Here is a 15,065-nt window from a genome sequence, read left to right on the forward strand (position 1 = left end):
TCCGAACTTCCCACCCCTCCCGCCGACCACAGGAGAAAGTCTATTATCTGCGTATGCATGCAGACAATGGACCATGTCGGCGGAGACTCGACGACGACCAGGTCGGGTTGGTCGTCGAGGTGTTCCGCATGCTTGCCGACGGGACCCGGGTTCGACTGTTGTGGGCCCTCGTCGACCGGGAGTTGTCGGTGACCGAACTGGCCGAGCATGTCGGTAAGGCCGCCCCGTCGGTGTCGCAGCATCTGGCCAAGCTGCGGATGGCGCGACTGGTGCGGACCAGGCGCGAGGGCACGACCATCTACTACAGCCTCGAGAACGAGCACATCAAGCAGTTGGTGACCGATGCCGTGTTCAACGCGGAACACGCCGGCCCGGGTGTGCCGGGGCACCACCGCGCCGACGCCGGACTGCGCACCCTGCACGAAGGCTCCGGTCGAGCCGGCCTGCAGCAGGAGGCCACATGACCTCCCGGCGTGGCCACGGCCACGGCGACCACGGGCACGGCCACGGCGACCCCGGGCACGGCAGCCACGAGCACAGCAGCCACGAGCACAGCAGCCACAGGCGTTCGGGGCTCGTCGGCGCCCTGAGGGATGTGTTCGCGCCGCACAGCCACGACTCGGCCGACAGGGTCGATTCCGCCCTGGAATCAAGCAACATCGGCATCCGTGCCGTGAAGATCAGCCTGGTCGCCCTGGCCGTGACGGCGGCACTACAGGTCGTCATCGTCGCCGCGTCCGGTTCCGTCGCGCTCGCCGCAGACACCGTGCACAACTTCTCCGACGCACTGACCGCCGTGCCCCTGTGGATCGCGTTCGTGCTCGGACGTCGGGCCGCCACCAGGCGATTCACCTACGGGTACGGCCGGGCCGAAGACCTCGCCGGGTTGTTCGTGCTGGCAATGATCGCCCTGTCCGCGGGGATCGCCGGCACCGAATCGATTCGGCGCCTGATCGATCCCGTCCCCATCGAACACCTCGGCTGGGTCGCACTGGCCGGGCTTGTCGGGTTCATCGGCAACGAACTCGTCGCGGTCTACCGGATCCGGGTGGGCCGGCGCATCGGCTCGGCGGCCCTCGTCGCGGACGGCCTACATGCCCGGACGGACGGATTCACTTCTCTGGCAGTTCTTTTCAGCGCCGGCGGGGTCGCACTGGGTCACCCTGTCGCCGATCCCGTGATCGGAATCCTCATCACCGTCGCCATCGTGCTGGTTCTGCGCACCGCCGCCCGGGACGTCTTCCGCCGGTTGATGGACGGCGTCGATCCGGAGCTCGTCACCACAGCCGAACGCGTCCTGTCGGGCCGGGTCGGCGTCGACCGAGTTCGCAGCCTCCAGATGCGCTGGATCGGTCACCGTCTGCACGCCGATGTCGAGCTCGACGTCGATCCGGGGCTCAGTCTGAGCGCTGCGCACTCCGTCGCTCACGAAGCCGAGCAGGCACTGATCTCCGCGGTCCCGCACCTCACCACGGCACTGGTGCACGCCTATCCTCCTCACGAAACGGAACTGCACGCCACCTGAGGTCAGTTGCTCGACCTGCGTCGTGCAGTACGGACCGAACCCCGGTCAGGACACGCCGGTTCCGGGTTGCCCGTGGACGCAGGGGGTCGCACAGGTCGAGGGTGCGGTTCGCGTGCGGCCCCTCCGGGACGTTCCGGCCGCGCGTCGGCGACGTCCGCTCGACAGTCCGGACCGGTGGCATGCGACGACGCCGGAAGACCGAACGAGCGGCGGATCCGTCGTGGGATCCGCCGCTCGTTCGCCCGCTCACTCAGTAGTCGTCGTCGCCGTAGAGCACCATGCCACGCAGGTTCCGGCCCTCGTGCATGTCGGCGTAGCCGTCGTTGATGTCCTCGAGCCGGTACGTCTTGGTGACCAGCTTGTCGAGTTCGAGCTGCCCGCTGCGGTAGAGGTCGAGCAGCTTCGGGATCTGCGAGCGCGGTCCGACACCACCGAAGATCGCACCCTGCAGCCGCTTCTGCAGCAGGGTCAGCTCGAACAGGCTCAGCGTCACCTGGGTGTCGGCGGCGCTGCCCATCCCCACCACGACCACCTGACCGCCCTTGCCCGTCAGCGCCATGGACGGGGCGATGATGTCGCCGTGGATCTCGCCGACGGTGATGATCGTGACGTCGGCCATCGCCCCCCAGGTGATCTCGCCGATCACCGGCAGCGCCTCCTCGATCGAGGCGAAGGTATGGGTCGCCCCGAACTTCTTGGCCTGATCGCGCTTGAACTCCACCGGGTCGATCGCCACGACATGCCGGGCACCCGCGTGTGCGGCACCCTGTACCGCGTTGATGCCCACGCCGCCGATGCCGATCACGACGACGGAGTCACCCACCTTGGTGCCGCCGATCGCCGTCGCGGAGCCCCAGCCCGTGGCGACGCCGCAGCCGAGCAGGGCGGCCTTGTCGAGCGGGATGTCGTCCTCGATCTTGATGACCGACGCTTCGTGCACGGTGACGTACGGCGCGAACGTGCCGAGCAGGCACATCTGGATCACCGGGTCACCGTTGAGCGTCACCCGGTGGGTCTTGTCGGCGATCGCCTGCCCGGTGAGGAGGTTCGCCCCCTCGTCGCAGATGTTCTGAAGGCCCTTCGCGCACGCGCGGCACCGCCCGCAGGCCGGGATGAAGGCGAGTACCACATGGTCGCCCTCCCGGATGTTGGTGACTCCGGGCCCGACCTTGGTGACCACGCCGGCGCCCTCGTGCCCGCCGAGGACGGGGAAGGACGGCATCGGCGTCGCGCCGGTGCGCAGATGTTCGTCGGAATGGCACAGCCCGGACGCAGCCAGACGTACCTGCACTTCGCCGGCGACCGGATCGCCCAGGTCGATCTCCTCGATCTCCCACGGTTGATTGAGCCCTTTGATCACCGCAGCCTTGGTCTTCACGAACCCTCCCACCGGATCCACTGTGAACTGTGTCACCATGAGTAGAGCAGGACGAGCGTCCGAACGGACGACTTTGAGGATCTCCCCAGGACGCGAGTTACCTGATACCTTGGGTAACAGAAATGTCCCCACGGAGGTACAGATGATCCACATCCGCCACAGCGCCGTCGCGGAGGTCCCCCTCGACGTGGCGTTCGCCTACCTCGACGACCACCGCACGGTCCCCGAATGGATGTACGGCGTCCACCGCTTCGAACCGGTGGGATCACAGGTCAACGGCATCGGCGCGATCTTCGACGCCACCATGCAGATCGGGCCGAAGGGCCTCGATTCGCGCCTGGCGATCGTCGACTGGGAACTCGACCGCAGGATCGTCCTCGACTCCATCGCCGGATTCCGCACCTCCTCGTGGTGGGAACTCGCCGACCTCGGCGACGGCCGGGTCCGTCTCGACGTCGACTTCGCCTACCAGCTCCCCGGCGGGCTGGCCGGGCGGGCACTGGGCAAGCTCATCGAACCGGTGGTGAGTACCGCGATCCGCCAGACGGAACAGGCGCTGCGCTCGAATCTCGGCCACGTCGCCTGAGCGCGCGCCGGCCTCGGGCGGGGCAATTCGCGCGCTCGTCCGGAATCCGCCCGCACTGCTGCCTGGGCGGATTCCGAAGGTGCGAGCAAGTCCGCTAGGTTCCCGGCGGAGGTTCCGCCGTATGACTGACGATCGCCGCATGATCCACGTGCGCCACGACGGGGTGGCCCACGTCGAACTCGACACCGCCTTCGCATACGTCGCCGACCACCGCACGGTCCCGGAGTGGATGTACGGCGTGACCCGCTTCGAGCCCGTGGGCGAGCAGGTCCGCGGCGTGGGCGCGGTGTTCGACGCGTGCATGCGGATCGGTCCGGCCGCCTTCACCTCCCGGCTCGAGATCGTCGAGTGGGAGGACAACCACCGGATCGTGCTGAGCTCGATCTCCGGCTTCCGCACCCGCTCGGCGTGGCAGTTCGACGACCTGGGCGACGGCGACATGCGGCTCGCCGTCGACTTCGGCTACCAGCTGCCCGGCGGCCCGGCCGGGCGTGCGGCCGGGCTGCTCATCGAGCCCCTGGTGGGCACGATCGTGCGGCGGACCGAGAACGCGCTGCGGGACCAGGTCGTCCGGAACGCCTGATCCCGCAGCCCTGATCCCGCAGCCCTGATCCCGCAGCGCGGAAGAGATCAGAAATTGCCGCGCGCTTCCTGCTCCCGCTCGATCGCCTCGAACAGGGCCTTGAAGTTGCCCTTGCCGAAGCCGAGCGAACCGTGCCGTTCGATCAGTTCGAAGAAGACGGTCGGCCGGTCGGTGATCGGCTTGGTGAAGATCTGCAGCAGGTAGCCGTCCTCGTCGCGGTCGACGAGGATGCCGCGCTTCTGCAGCTCCTCGATCGGCACCCGCACCTCGCCGATCCGGGCCCGCAGCTCGGGGTCCTCGTAGTAGGCGTCCGGGGTGGCGAGGAACTCCACGCCCTCCTCGCGGAGCCGGTCGACGGCGGTGAGGATGTCGTTGGTGGCCAGCGCCAGGTGCTGTGCGCCGGGACCGCGGTAGAAGTCGAGGTACTCGTCGATCTGCGAGCGCTTCTTCGCCACGGCCGGCTCGTTGAGCGGGAACTTGACGCGGTGGTTGCCGTTGCAGACCACCTTGCTCATCAGGGCCGAGTAGTCGGTGGCGATGTCGTCGCCGATGAACTCGGCCATGTTGGTGAATCCCATGACGCGGTTGTAGAAGTCGACCCACTCGTCCATGTGGCCGAGCTCGACGTTGCCGACCACGTGGTCGAGCGCCTGGAAGATCCGTTTGGGAGCGCCGTCGCGCTTGCGGTAGGTCGACGACTTGTCCACGTAGCCGGGCAGATACGTGCCGGAGTACCGCGAGCGGTCGACGAGGGTGTGCCGGGTCTCGCCGTAGGTGGCGATCGCGGCGAGACGCACCGTGCCGTGCTCGTCGCTGATCTCGTACGGCTCCTCGAGCACCGTCGCGCCCTGGGCCCGGGCGTGCGCGACGCACTTGTCGACGTCGGGCACCTGCAGCGCGATGTCGACGACGCCGTCGCCGTGCCGGCGGTGGTGGTCGACGAGCGGGCTGTCCGGATCCACCGCACCCTTGACGACGAACCGCACCGCACCGCTCCGCAGGACGTAGGCGTGGTGGTCGCGGTTGCCGGTGGTGGGACCGGAGTAGGCGATCAGTTCCATTCCGAACGCGGACTGGTAGTAGTGCGCGGCCTGCGTGGCGTTACCCACCACCCACACCACCGCGTCCCAGCCGCTGACGGGGAACGGGTCCCGATCGGCGTCGTACTCGACGAGGCCGACGAGCTGCCGCAGTTCCTCGGCGTTCAGCTGGGCGAGCTTCTCGCTGTCGGTAAGGGTGAACTCGAGAGTCATGGCGATTCCTCCTGCCGCCGGACGCGGCGCCATCGGTGTGTCGTGTGTCACCAGGAAAAACCTGTCGCGAGGACGGCGCAATCTCCCCCTTTTCAGCTGGCCCACCTGACTGGAAAACGAGGGATGCCGGGCGCACCGCTATACAATCGGTACAGTTTCCGCCGCCTCTTCGGAAGGAACGGCCATGCGTGACGCCGTGCAGCTGGACGAGTTGGATTTCGCGCTCCTGGAAACGCTGCACACGGATCCGAAGATCGGTGCGCTGGAGTTGTCCCGGCGGTTGCGGGTGGCGCGCGCGACGGTCTCGGCACGGGTGCGCCGGCTCGAGGAGTCCGGCGTCATCGCCGGCTACGAACCGCGCCTGAACCTGGCGGCGGCCGGATTCGAGGTCCAGGCCTTCGTGACGATGGAGATCGTCCAGGGTGCGCTCGAAGCCATCACCGATGTCCTCGAAGCGATTCCCGGGGTGCTCGAGGCGTTCGCGACGACCGGCGCCGGCGACATCCTGTGCCGGATCGCCGCGGACTCCCACCTCGGGCTGCAACAGACGCTGATCGAACTGAACCGCTCGTCGATCGTCGCCCGGTCGACCAGCGTCATGGTGTTGTCGGAGGTGGTCCGCTACCGGGCCATGCCCCTGCTGCGCACCCTCCAGCCGGGCAGAACCGCCAAAGCGCCCGCCTACCGCCGGTAGAGCTGACGACCGGCCCACCGGCCCTCCCCCGCAGAAAACGGCGGCACAGCTCTGCACACTGCACAGAAAATCGGCAGCCCGCTGCGCTACAGCTCTTCAGGCTGATCAGTAGCGCAGGCCGCACTTGCGCGGCGTTTGTAATCACGGTCACAGTCTTCTTCATTCGCCCGCACCCGGGCACCGCACCGTCCCGACTCCCGAGAGAAGACATGAAGAACCTGCTGACCCGTTTCGAGGACAAGGCCCCCGAGATCGTCTTCGAGTGGCACGACACCGAGACCACTGCCCGCGGCTGGGTCGTCATCAACTCCCTGCGCGGTGGAGCGGCCGGCGGCGGCACCCGCATGCGCCGCGGCCTCGACCGCCGCGAGGTCGAGTCCCTGGCCAAGACCATGGAGGTCAAGTTCACCGTCTCCGGTCCGGCCATCGGTGGCGCCAAGTCCGGCATCGACTTCGACCCGTCCGACCCGCGCAAGGACGGGGTGCTGCGCCGCTGGTTCGCGGCCGTCGCGCCGCTGCTGCGCGCCTACTACGGCACCGGCGGCGACCTCAACGTCGACGAGATGACCGAGGTCGTGCCGCTCACCGAGAGCAACGGTCTGTGGCATCCCCAGGAGGGCGTCGTCAACGGGCACTTCGCCGCGGACGAGCGCGAGCGCATCCAGCGGGTCGGGCAGCTGCGGCTCGGTGTGGCCAAGGTCGTCGAGGACACCCGCTTCACCCCCGCCCCGGACGCGAAGTACACGGTGGCCGATCTCATCACCGGCTGGGGCGTCGCCGAGTCGGTGCGGCACCACTACCGCATCTACGGGGACGCGGCCGGCAACCGCGAGCTCACCGGCAAGCGCGTGCTCGTCCAGGGCTGGGGCAACGTCGGGGCGGCCGCGGCCTACTACCTGGCACAGGCCGGCGCCCGCGTCGTCGGCATCATCGACCGCGACGGCGGCATCCTCGACACGGACGGACTCGACTTCGACGAGGTGCGCACCCTGCTGCTGACCAAGAACGGCAACGCGCTCCGCAGCGACCGGATGCGTCCCTTCACCGAGGTGCACGACGCGATCTGGGATCTCGGCGCCGAGGTCTTCCTCCCGTGCGCCGCGTCCCGGCTGGTCACCCGCGAGCAGGTCGACCGTATGGTCGCGGCGGGCCTCGAGGTGATCGCCAGCGGCGCGAACGTCCCCTTCGCCGACGACGAGATCTTCTACGGTCCCACCTACGAGCACGCCGACAAGTCCGTCTCGGTGATCCCCGACTTCATCGCCAACAGCGGCATGGCCCGCGCCTTCGCGCAGCTCATGGAGGGCGACGTCGAGGTCTCCGACGCCGCGATCTTCGGTGACGTCTCGGACACGGTTGCCGGGGCGCTGCAGCGCTGCCACGAGCGCAGCGCCGACCATACGGGCGTCGCGGCCACGGCGTTCGAGATCGCCCTCGACCAGCTGGTGCCGGCGGGGGAGCGCATCGATGACTGACACCTTGGCCACCCCACCGGCCACCACGGCCGCGCCCGCCCCACGGGCGATGCTGCATCAGGCGATGCGACCGCGGCAACTGGTGATGATGAGCCTCGGCGGCGCGATCGGCGCGGGCCTGTTCGTCGGCTCCGGCGCCGGCATCGCGGTCGCCGGCCCGGCCATCCTCGTCTCGTTCCTCGCCGCTGCAGCCCTCGTGGTCCTCATCATGCGGATGATGGGCGAAATGGCGGCCGCGAACCCCGCCAGCGGTGCGTTCTCGGTGCACGCGGAGAACGCCCTCGGTTCCGTCGCCGGTCGCACCATCGGCTGGCTGTACTGGATCCAGGTGGTCATCGTGATCGCGGCGGAGGCCACCGGCGCCGCCGCCATCACCGCCGCCTCGATCCCCGGGATCCCGCAGTGGGCCGCGGCCCTGTTCTTCATGGTCGTCCTCACCGGCGTGAACCTCGTCGGCGTGCGCCGGTTCGGTGAGGTCGAATTCTGGTTCGCGGCACTGAAGATCGTCGCCATCGTCGCCTTCCTCGCGATCGGCGTCGCGATGATCGCCGGCTGGGTGCCGGCCTTCGACAGCACCGGGTTCGCGAACCTGACCGCACACGGAGGCTTCGCCCCCACCGGTATCGCCGGCATCGCCGCCGGACTGCTCATCGTGGTGTTCGCGTTCGGCGGCACCGAGATCATCGCGATCGCAGCCGCCGAGACCTCGGATCCGCGCCGCAACGTCGGCCGCGCGGTGCGCACGCTGATCTGGCGCATCCTGGTCTTCTACATCGGCTCGGTGCTGATCATGGTGACGGTGCTGCCGTGGACGTCCGAGGATCTGGTCACGGGGCCGTTCGTCGCGGTGCTGAACGCCGGCTCGGTGCCGGGGGCCGCCGCCGTGATGACCGTGATCGTCGTGGTGGCGTTGCTGTCCTCGCTCAACGCGATGCTCTTCAGCGCCTCACGGATGATCTACTCGCTCTCGCAACGCGGTTCGGCGTACCCGGTGTTCGGCCGGGTGGCCGCCAACGGCGTGCCCCGCAACGCCGTCCTGGCCTCGGTGGCGTTCGGATTCGTCACCGTCGCCCTCAACTACGTGCGACCCGACAAGGTCCTGCCGCTGCTTCTCAACGCGGTCGGCTCGACCATCCTCGTGCTGTGGACGTTCGTGGCGGTCTCACACCTCGTGCTGCGTAAGCGGGCGCGTCGCGACGGCACCGAAGATGCTCTGCCGCTGAAGATGTGGGGCTTCCCGTACCTGTCGTACGCGACGCTCGGCCTGCTCGCCGGCATCGCCGTGCTCGCACTGTTCGACTCGGCCGCGCGCACCCAGCTCGTCGCGACCGGCGCCCTCACCGCGACGATCGCGGGCGCGTGCTGGCTCCTGCACCGCCGGCAGGCGGTCCGGCAGCCGTAACCGACCGTACAGACGACGACGCCGTGCGTCCTCCCGCAGGGGGGAAGGACGCACGGCGTCGTCGTGGTTCGGTCTCCGCCGTCAGTCCTTCGGACCACCGGCGACGTAGATGACCTGGCCGGAGACGAAGCCCGCGCCCTCGCTCGCGAGGAACGACGCGGTGTGCGCGATGTCCTCGGGCTTTCCGGTGCGGGCGACGGGGATCTGCGACGCCGCGGCGGCCTTGAAGTCCTCGAACGACATCCCGACCCGCTCGGCCGTCGCCGCGGTCATCTCGGTCTCGATGAAACCGGGGGCGATCGCGTTGGCGGTCACGCCGTACTTGCCGAGCTCGATCGCGAGGGTCTTGGTGAAGCCCTGCATGCCGGCCTTGGCCGCGGAGTAGTTGACCTGGCCGCGGTTGCCCAGCGCGGAGGTGCTCGACAGGTTGACGATGCGACCGAACTTGGCCTCCACCATGTACTTCTGCGTCGCACGGGACATGAGGAACGCGCCCCGCAGGTGCACGTTCATCACGGCGTCCCAGTCGTCGACGGTCATCTTGAACAGCAGGTTGTCGCGGGTGATGCCGGCGTTGTTGATCAGCACCGTGGGATCGCCCAGTTCGCTCGAGACCTTCTCCACGGCCGCGGCGACGGACTGCTCGTCGACGACGTTCGCACCGACGGCGAGGGCCTTGCCGCCGGCCGACTCGATGGCCGAGACGGTGTCGGCGCATGCGGACTCGTCGAGGTCCAGAACCGCGACCTGGAATCCGTCCTCGGCGAGACGCTTGGCCACTGCGGCGCCGATACCGCGCGCGGCGCCGGTGACGATGGCGGTACGGGTGCTTGCTTCGCTCACTGCTTACCTCCGGTGTGGTTGGAAACTTCAGTTGATGGTGAGGCCGCCGTCGACCGCGATCGTCTGTCCGGTGACGTAACCGGCGGCCGCCGAGGTGAGCCACACGGCGGTGGCGGCGATCTCGGCGGGATCACCGGTGCGGCCCAGGACGATTCGCGGCTTCATGCTGTCGAGATAGCCGGGCTGGTATTCGTCGGTCATCTCCGTCTCGAAGAATCCCGGCGCGATGGCATTGACGCGGATGCCCTTGCGAGCCCCCCACTGCTGGGCCAGGTCGCGGGTCAGACCGATCACGCCGGCCTTGCTCGCGGCGTAGGCGGCTTGCGGCAGTCCCGCGGTGGTGAGGCCCAGGACGGAGGAGATGTTGACGATGGCGCTGCCCGGCTGCATGACGCGCCCGGCGGCCTGCGCTGCCCAGTACGAACCGTTCAGGTTGATGTCGATGACGCGCCGGAACTGCTCCGGAGTCTCCTTGGTGGCCGGGACGGCCGTGCCGATACCGGCGTTGTTGACGAGGATGTCGACCTTGCCGAAGTGCTCGACCGCGGCGTCGACCATCCGCTGCGCCTGCTCGGGCTCGGCGATGTCGGTCTCGACACTCAGCGCGCGGCGACCTGCCGCACGGACGAGTTCGGCGGTCTGTTCGAGCCGGTCCGCGCGACGGGCCGCGAGCACGACGTCGGCTCCGGCCTCGGCGAGGGCCTGGGCGAAGGCGACGCCGAGGCCGGAGGACGCGCCGGTGACGATCGCGACGCGGTCGTCGAGTCGGAACTTGTCGAGTACGGACATGGGGGTAGTCTCCTCCGAAAATTGGTACCTACGCGACTTGTATAGTTGAATTCGCGCTCGAGTTCAAGATTGTTTTTTCGAAAAAGGCGCGGTCACAAGCCCTTTCGGGCCCGCGACCGCGCCTCGTTCGCGTTCCGGTCGAGAGGGGTCAGCTCAGGCGCTCGAGCACCATCGCCATGCCCTGACCACCGCCGACGCACATCGTCTCCACGCCGAACTGCTTGTCGTGGGTCTGCAAGTTGTTGAGCAGCGTGGCGGTGATCCGCGCCCCGGTCATGCCGAACGGGTGGCCGAGGGCGATCGCGCCACCGGAGACGTTGAGCTTGTCCTCGTCGATGCCGAGCTCACGGGCGGAGCCGAGCACCTGCACGGCGAACGCCTCGTTGATCTCGAACAGGTCGATGTCGGAGATGGTCTTGCCGGCGTTCGCGAGGGCCTTCTTGACCGCCTCGATCGGGCCCAGGCCCATGATCTCCGGCGACAGGCCGGACACGCCGGTCGAGACGATCCGTGCCAGCGGGGTCAGGCCCAGCTCCTCGGCCTTGGTGTCGGACATGATCACCAGGGCCGCGGCGCCGTCGTTGAGCGGGCAGGCGTTGCCCGCGGTGATGGTGCCGTCGGGGCGGAAGACCGGCTTGAGCTGGCTCACGGCCTCGTACGTGGTGCCGGGCCGGGGGCCGTCGTCGGTGGTCACGACGGTGCCGTCGGCCAGGGTGACGGGGCTGATCTCGCGCTCGAAGAAGCCGGACTTGATGGCTTCCTCGGCCCGGTTCTGCGACCGCACGCCCCACCGGTCCTGGTCCTCGCGGGAGATGCCGGTCATCGACGCGACGTTCTCCGCGGTCTGACCCATCGCGATGTACACGTCGGGCAGCAGACCCTCGCTGCGCGGGTCCGTCCACGCCGTGCCGCCCTCGGCGAGCGTGGCGGTGCGGGCCTCGGCGTCGGCGAACAGCGGGTTCTTGGTGTTCGGCAGGCCGTCGGCGTTGCCGGTGACGAAGCTCGAGACGGACTCGACACCGGCGGAGACGAACACGTCGCCCTCGCCGGCCTTGATCGCGTGCAGCGCCATGCGGGTGGTCTGCAGCGACGACGAGCAGTAGCGGTTGACGGTCACGCCGGGCAGGAAGTCGTAGCCCAACTGCACCGCGACGACGCGGGCGATGTTGAACCCGGACTGGCCGGCGGGCTGGCCGCAGCCGAGCAACAGGTCGTCGATCTGGGTCGGGTCCAGCTCCGGCACCTTCGCCAGGGCGGCGGCGACCATCTGGGTGGCCAGATCGTCCGGGCGCACGGTCTTGAGCGACCCCTTCATTGCCCGCCCGATGGGCGAACGGGCGGCGGAGACAATCACAGCTTCGGGCATCACGCGCTCCTTGTTCGGTGTTGACGCTTCGAGTCTCTACAGGCCCAGATCGCGGCCGATGAGTTCTTTCATGATCTCGTTGGTGCCGGCCCAGATCTTGGTGACGCGGGCGTCCTTCCATGCACGAGCCACACGGTACTCGTTCATGAACCCGTAGCCACCGTGGATCTGCACGCACGCGTCCAGGACCTCGGACTGCGTCTGCGCGCTCCACCACTTCGCCTTGGCCGCGTCCACGGCGGTGAGCTTGCCGTCGGCATGCGCCTCGACGGCCTGGTCGACGTACGCCTCGGCGACCTCGATCTTGGTGACCAGCTCGGCCAGCAGGAACTTGTTGTACTGCATGGCGCCGATGGCCTGGCCGAACGCCTTGCGCTCCTTCGCGTACTCGATGGTCTCGAGCAGGATGTGCTTGGCGTGGTGCACATTGTTGACCGCGGAGCCGAGTCGCTCCTGCGGCAGCATCTTCATCATCGAGATGAAGCCCATGCCCTCCTCGCCGATGAGGTTGGCGTGCGGGACGCGAACGTCCTTGAAGAACAGCTCTGCGGTGTCGGCCTCGGGCTGACCGACCTTGTCCAGCTTGCGGCCGTTCTCGAAGCCCTCCATCCCGCGCTCGACGGCGAACAGGGAGATGCCCTTCGCGCCCTTCGACGGGTCGGTGCGGGCCGCGACGACGACGAGGTCGCAGTTGTAGCCGTTGGTGATGAACGTCTTGGCGCCGTTGAGGATCCAGTCGTCACCGTCGCGCACGGCGGTGGTCTTCAGGTTGGCGAGGTCGGAGCCGCCGGACGGCTCGGTCATGCCGATGGCGCAGATGAGCTCGCCGGTGGCGCAGCGCGGCAGCCAGCGCTCGCGCTGTTCCTCGTTGCCCAGGTGGACGATGTAGGGGACGGTGATGTCCGAGTGGATACCCATCGACGAGGACAGCGCCATGTTGGCCCGGGCGAACTCCTCGCCGAGGATGGCGTTGAAACGGTAGTCGTTCGCTTCCATGCCACCGAAGCGCTCCGGGATCTCGAGCCCCAGGAAGCCGGCCTTACCGGCCTCGATCCAGATGTCACGCGGGATCTCGTGACGTTCGATGAGCTCCTCCGCACGGGGCATGACGAACCGGTTCACGAACTCGCGCGCCGACTCGCGGAACGCCTCGTGATCGGGGCCGTACAGGGTGCGTCGCATCAACCGCTCCTCAAATCTGTAAGCATCTGCTTATTTTCTAAGCGTGCGCTTATGGTGAACCGCGGCCGCTATCTTGTCAACCAGGCCGCAGCAGGAACGGGAGCACGACGTGAGCACATCCAGGGACGCGGTGATCAGCGGATCGAAGGCCGCGGCCCGGCTACGCGAGGCAGCCGTCGAGGTGTTCGCCGAGAACGGCTACGGCGGCACCACCACCCGCCAGATCGCCGCCCGCCTCGACATGAGCCCGGCCGCGATGTACCCGCACTACAAGTCCAAGGAAGAACTGCTCTACGCGATCAGCTACGAGGGCCACGATCTCGCCCTCGAGGTGGTGCGCACCGCCGACCTGCCCGACGAGGACGCCACCACGCGTCTGTCCACCGTCATCGCCCGGTTCGCCGAGTGGCAGGCCGAGCACCATCGCCGCGCCCGCGTCGTCCAGTACGAACTGACCGCCCTCACCCCGGAGCACTACCGCGTCATCACCGGCCTGCGCCGACGCACCACCCAGGTCGTCCGCACCATCGTCGACGCCGGGGTCGCCTCCGGCGAGTTCACCGTCCCCGACACCGAGGGCGTCACCCTGGCCCTGATGTCGCTGTGCGTCGACATCTGCCGTTGGTACCCCTCCGGCCGCTACAACGAGCCCCATGCCATCGCGAACCTCTACTCCGATCTGGCCCTGCGCCTCGTCGGCGCCGTCCGTTAGGATCTGCCCCACACGACGGATCGGGGGGTCCATGATCGGGGGGACGTCTTCGCGCGGCGATCGGCCGACTGCGCACGCAACGGATGTCGCGGGTGACCGGAGAGCGCGTCGGCCACACGCTCGCGCCGCGACCTACCGAGAACGACGACGGGTACGCACGCGTGGGTGGATCGTCGCCGTCGCGGCGGCGACGGCCGGCGCGTGCACCTCCGTCGCACCCCCGGAACCCACAGCACCCGCGGAGCCGCCGGCCACGTCGACCACCCGTGTGCCGCGCATCGTCGACGAATCCGACCGGCCCCCGGTCACGTTCGACCCCTGCCTCGACATCCCCGACCAGGTACTCCGCGACGCCGGCTACGACCCGAAGTCGGAGGAGATCAGCGACTTCGCCGCGACGCACTACACATTCCTCGGGTGCAGCTATCAGGGCACGTTACGCATCCCCGGAGTTCTCCGCCGTTACGGACTCAATCTCAATTCCGGCAACATCACCTTCGCCGAAGTGCAGGAGAAGGTCGGCGGGTACGCGACCCCCATCGAAGTCGACGGCCGACGCGCCCTCCTCGAGGTCGACCCGAGCCTGCGCCACGCGTGTGCCGTCAACGTGGAGACGTCGTTCGGGGTCCTCATCATCTCGCGCGTCTACCACCCCGACCACGGCAACGGCGTCCCGCAAGGGGAATGGTGCGCCGGACTCGAGGACACCGCCGCGCGGATCTCCGTACTCATCGGCAACTGATCGGAAGGAACAAGGTGAGCAGACCGCTGCGACTCGACCCCCACACGATCGACGAGATCGTCGCACTATGCGACACCATGCTCGCGACACTGTCCCACGCGATCGACCGATCCGAGGACCTGACCCGAGCCGTGAGCTTCGGCGGATTCGAGTCCGCGGAACAACTTCGCCGAGGCTTCCTCATCAAGGCCAGAGGCACCCCGGAGTCCGCCTACGAGCGGCTCACCCAGTTCCACGAGGTCCTCACCCGCATGCGCGAGACCTTCGCCGCCGGCGGGCAGGGATTCCTCGACGCCGAGTACGACTGGGTCCGGCGTCTCGGCACGACCGACTCCACGTGAACGCCAGCACTTTTGCACCGCTCGACGAGTCACGCGATATCCGCGCGGGCGCCAGTCATCCGCGAACGCAATCGAGGGCGCGGACGACTGGGGACCGCGCGGATGCGACGAGGGCGATCGCGGCACCACCTGCACGGCCCGGCACGACTCGCCACAGGACTGTCCGGTCCGCTACGATCCTGCGCACTACCACG

The 15,065-nt window shown here is 68.3% G+C and carries 16 protein-coding genes; 10 read left to right on the forward strand and 6 right to left on the reverse strand.

Annotated elements, in window-relative coordinates:
• Nucleotides 1-53 precede the first annotated feature (53 nt).
• Nucleotides 54-464, forward strand: coding sequence for an ArsR/SmtB family transcription factor (locus RR3_RS03240; protein ID WP_051009397.1), 411 nt, complete (start codon nucleotides 54-56; stop codon nucleotides 462-464).
• Entirely contained in the window at nucleotides 461-1,525 is a 1,065-nt protein-coding gene (locus tag RR3_RS03245) for a cation diffusion facilitator family transporter (RefSeq protein ID WP_064066440.1), read from the forward strand. Before RR3_RS03240 ends, RR3_RS03245 begins: the two co-directional genes overlap by 4 nt.
• A gap of 250 nt (nucleotides 1,526-1,775) precedes the next feature.
• Here RR3_RS03245 and RR3_RS03250 read toward each other — a convergent pair whose 3' ends face one another.
• On the reverse strand, nucleotides 1,776-2,903 hold the full coding sequence (locus RR3_RS03250) for an NDMA-dependent alcohol dehydrogenase (protein WP_040274655.1): 1,128 nt from the start codon (nucleotides 2,901-2,903) through the stop codon (nucleotides 1,776-1,778).
• Nucleotides 2,904-3,045: 142 nt separating this feature from the next.
• Between RR3_RS03250 and RR3_RS03255 the strand changes: the two genes are divergently transcribed.
• Nucleotides 3,046-3,489 (forward strand): SRPBCC family protein, encoded by a 444-nt coding sequence (locus tag RR3_RS03255; RefSeq protein WP_010595699.1) that lies wholly within the window; start codon nucleotides 3,046-3,048, stop codon nucleotides 3,487-3,489.
• A gap of 139 nt (nucleotides 3,490-3,628) precedes the next feature.
• Nucleotides 3,629-4,072 carry an SRPBCC family protein gene (locus RR3_RS03260; RefSeq protein ID WP_017679732.1) on the forward strand — a complete coding sequence of 148 codons (444 nt, stop codon included), beginning with the start codon at nucleotides 3,629-3,631 and terminating at the stop codon, nucleotides 4,070-4,072.
• 47 nt (nucleotides 4,073-4,119) lie between these two features.
• Here RR3_RS03260 and hppD read toward each other — a convergent pair whose 3' ends face one another.
• Nucleotides 4,120-5,325, reverse strand: coding sequence for a 4-hydroxyphenylpyruvate dioxygenase (gene hppD, locus RR3_RS03265; protein ID WP_010595701.1), 1,206 nt, complete (start codon nucleotides 5,323-5,325; stop codon nucleotides 4,120-4,122).
• A gap of 184 nt (nucleotides 5,326-5,509) precedes the next feature.
• Here hppD and RR3_RS03270 point away from each other — a divergent pair, with 184 nt between their 5' ends.
• From RR3_RS03270 to RR3_RS03280, 3 genes are all read left to right on the forward strand, one after another.
• Nucleotides 5,510-6,019: an Lrp/AsnC family transcriptional regulator gene (locus RR3_RS03270; RefSeq protein WP_017679733.1), complete on the forward strand. Its 510-nt coding sequence runs from the start codon at nucleotides 5,510-5,512 to the stop codon at nucleotides 6,017-6,019.
• A gap of 209 nt (nucleotides 6,020-6,228) precedes the next feature.
• Nucleotides 6,229-7,494 carry a Glu/Leu/Phe/Val dehydrogenase dimerization domain-containing protein gene (locus RR3_RS03275; protein WP_010595703.1) on the forward strand — a complete coding sequence of 422 codons (1,266 nt, stop codon included), beginning with the start codon at nucleotides 6,229-6,231 and terminating at the stop codon, nucleotides 7,492-7,494.
• Complete coding sequence (locus tag RR3_RS03280) at nucleotides 7,487-8,896, forward strand: amino acid permease (protein ID WP_064066442.1); 1,410 nt, start codon at nucleotides 7,487-7,489, stop codon at nucleotides 8,894-8,896. The genes RR3_RS03275 and RR3_RS03280 overlap by 8 nt, the downstream gene beginning before the upstream one ends.
• Before the next feature lie 81 nt (nucleotides 8,897-8,977).
• On the opposite strand, the gene fabG is transcribed toward RR3_RS03280, so the two are convergent.
• The 4 genes from fabG to RR3_RS03300 all read right to left on the reverse strand — a co-directional run bounded on the left by fabG (nucleotide 8,978) and on the right by RR3_RS03300 (nucleotide 13,076).
• Entirely contained in the window at nucleotides 8,978-9,739 is a 762-nt protein-coding gene (gene fabG / locus RR3_RS03285) for a 3-oxoacyl-ACP reductase FabG (protein WP_064066443.1), read from the reverse strand.
• 27 nt (nucleotides 9,740-9,766) lie between these two features.
• Nucleotides 9,767-10,528: an SDR family NAD(P)-dependent oxidoreductase gene (locus tag RR3_RS03290; RefSeq protein WP_017679736.1), complete on the reverse strand. Its 762-nt coding sequence runs from the start codon at nucleotides 10,526-10,528 to the stop codon at nucleotides 9,767-9,769.
• 148 nt (nucleotides 10,529-10,676) lie between these two features.
• On the reverse strand, nucleotides 10,677-11,894 hold the full coding sequence (locus tag RR3_RS03295; protein ID WP_026137538.1) for an acetyl-CoA C-acetyltransferase: 1,218 nt from the start codon (nucleotides 11,892-11,894) through the stop codon (nucleotides 10,677-10,679).
• A 36-nt stretch (nucleotides 11,895-11,930) separates the two neighbouring features.
• Nucleotides 11,931-13,076 carry an acyl-CoA dehydrogenase family protein gene (locus RR3_RS03300; RefSeq protein WP_003934461.1) on the reverse strand — a complete coding sequence of 382 codons (1,146 nt, stop codon included), beginning with the start codon at nucleotides 13,074-13,076 and terminating at the stop codon, nucleotides 11,931-11,933.
• A 109-nt stretch (nucleotides 13,077-13,185) separates the two neighbouring features.
• Between RR3_RS03300 and RR3_RS03305 the strand changes: the two genes are divergently transcribed.
• The 3 genes from RR3_RS03305 (at nucleotide 13,186) to RR3_RS03315 (ending at nucleotide 14,871) form a co-directional block, all read left to right on the forward strand.
• On the forward strand, nucleotides 13,186-13,788 hold the full coding sequence (locus tag RR3_RS03305) for a TetR/AcrR family transcriptional regulator (protein ID WP_010595708.1): 603 nt from the start codon (nucleotides 13,186-13,188) through the stop codon (nucleotides 13,786-13,788).
• 169 nt (nucleotides 13,789-13,957) lie between these two features.
• Nucleotides 13,958-14,530 carry a DUF3558 domain-containing protein gene (locus RR3_RS03310; RefSeq protein ID WP_064066444.1) on the forward strand — a complete coding sequence of 191 codons (573 nt, stop codon included), beginning with the start codon at nucleotides 13,958-13,960 and terminating at the stop codon, nucleotides 14,528-14,530.
• Nucleotides 14,531-14,544: 14 nt separating this feature from the next.
• Complete coding sequence (locus RR3_RS03315) at nucleotides 14,545-14,871, forward strand: hypothetical protein (protein WP_010595710.1); 327 nt, start codon at nucleotides 14,545-14,547, stop codon at nucleotides 14,869-14,871.
• Nucleotides 14,872-15,065 lie beyond the last annotated feature (194 nt).

It is taken from the genome of Rhodococcus ruber NBRC 15591, from assembly GCF_001894945.1.
Lineage (GTDB): Bacteria > Actinomycetota > Actinomycetes > Mycobacteriales > Mycobacteriaceae > Rhodococcus > Rhodococcus ruber.

Excerpts from the sequence above, each read along its gene's own strand:
- RR3_RS03240 (WP_051009397.1), top strand. The coding sequence starts at position 54 with ATGCATGCAGACAATGGACCATGTCGGCGGAGACTCGACGACGACCAG.
- RR3_RS03245 (WP_064066440.1), top strand. The coding sequence starts at position 461 with ATGACCTCCCGGCGTGGCCACGGCCACGGCGACCACGGGCACGGCCAC.
- RR3_RS03255 (WP_010595699.1), top strand. The coding sequence starts at position 3,046 with ATGATCCACATCCGCCACAGCGCCGTCGCGGAGGTCCCCCTCGACGTG.
- RR3_RS03260 (WP_017679732.1), top strand. The coding sequence starts at position 3,629 with ATGATCCACGTGCGCCACGACGGGGTGGCCCACGTCGAACTCGACACC.
- hppD (WP_010595701.1), bottom strand. The coding sequence starts at position 5,325 with ATGACTCTCGAGTTCACCCTTACCGACAGCGAGAAGCTCGCCCAGCTG.
- RR3_RS03270 (WP_017679733.1), top strand. The coding sequence starts at position 5,510 with ATGCGTGACGCCGTGCAGCTGGACGAGTTGGATTTCGCGCTCCTGGAA.
- RR3_RS03275 (WP_010595703.1), top strand. The coding sequence starts at position 6,229 with ATGAAGAACCTGCTGACCCGTTTCGAGGACAAGGCCCCCGAGATCGTC.
- RR3_RS03280 (WP_064066442.1), top strand. The coding sequence starts at position 7,487 with ATGACTGACACCTTGGCCACCCCACCGGCCACCACGGCCGCGCCCGCC.
- RR3_RS03290 (WP_017679736.1), bottom strand. The coding sequence starts at position 10,528 with ATGTCCGTACTCGACAAGTTCCGACTCGACGACCGCGTCGCGATCGTC.
- RR3_RS03295 (WP_026137538.1), bottom strand. The coding sequence starts at position 11,894 with ATGCCCGAAGCTGTGATTGTCTCCGCCGCCCGTTCGCCCATCGGGCGG.
- RR3_RS03300 (WP_003934461.1), bottom strand. The coding sequence starts at position 13,076 with ATGCGACGCACCCTGTACGGCCCCGATCACGAGGCGTTCCGCGAGTCG.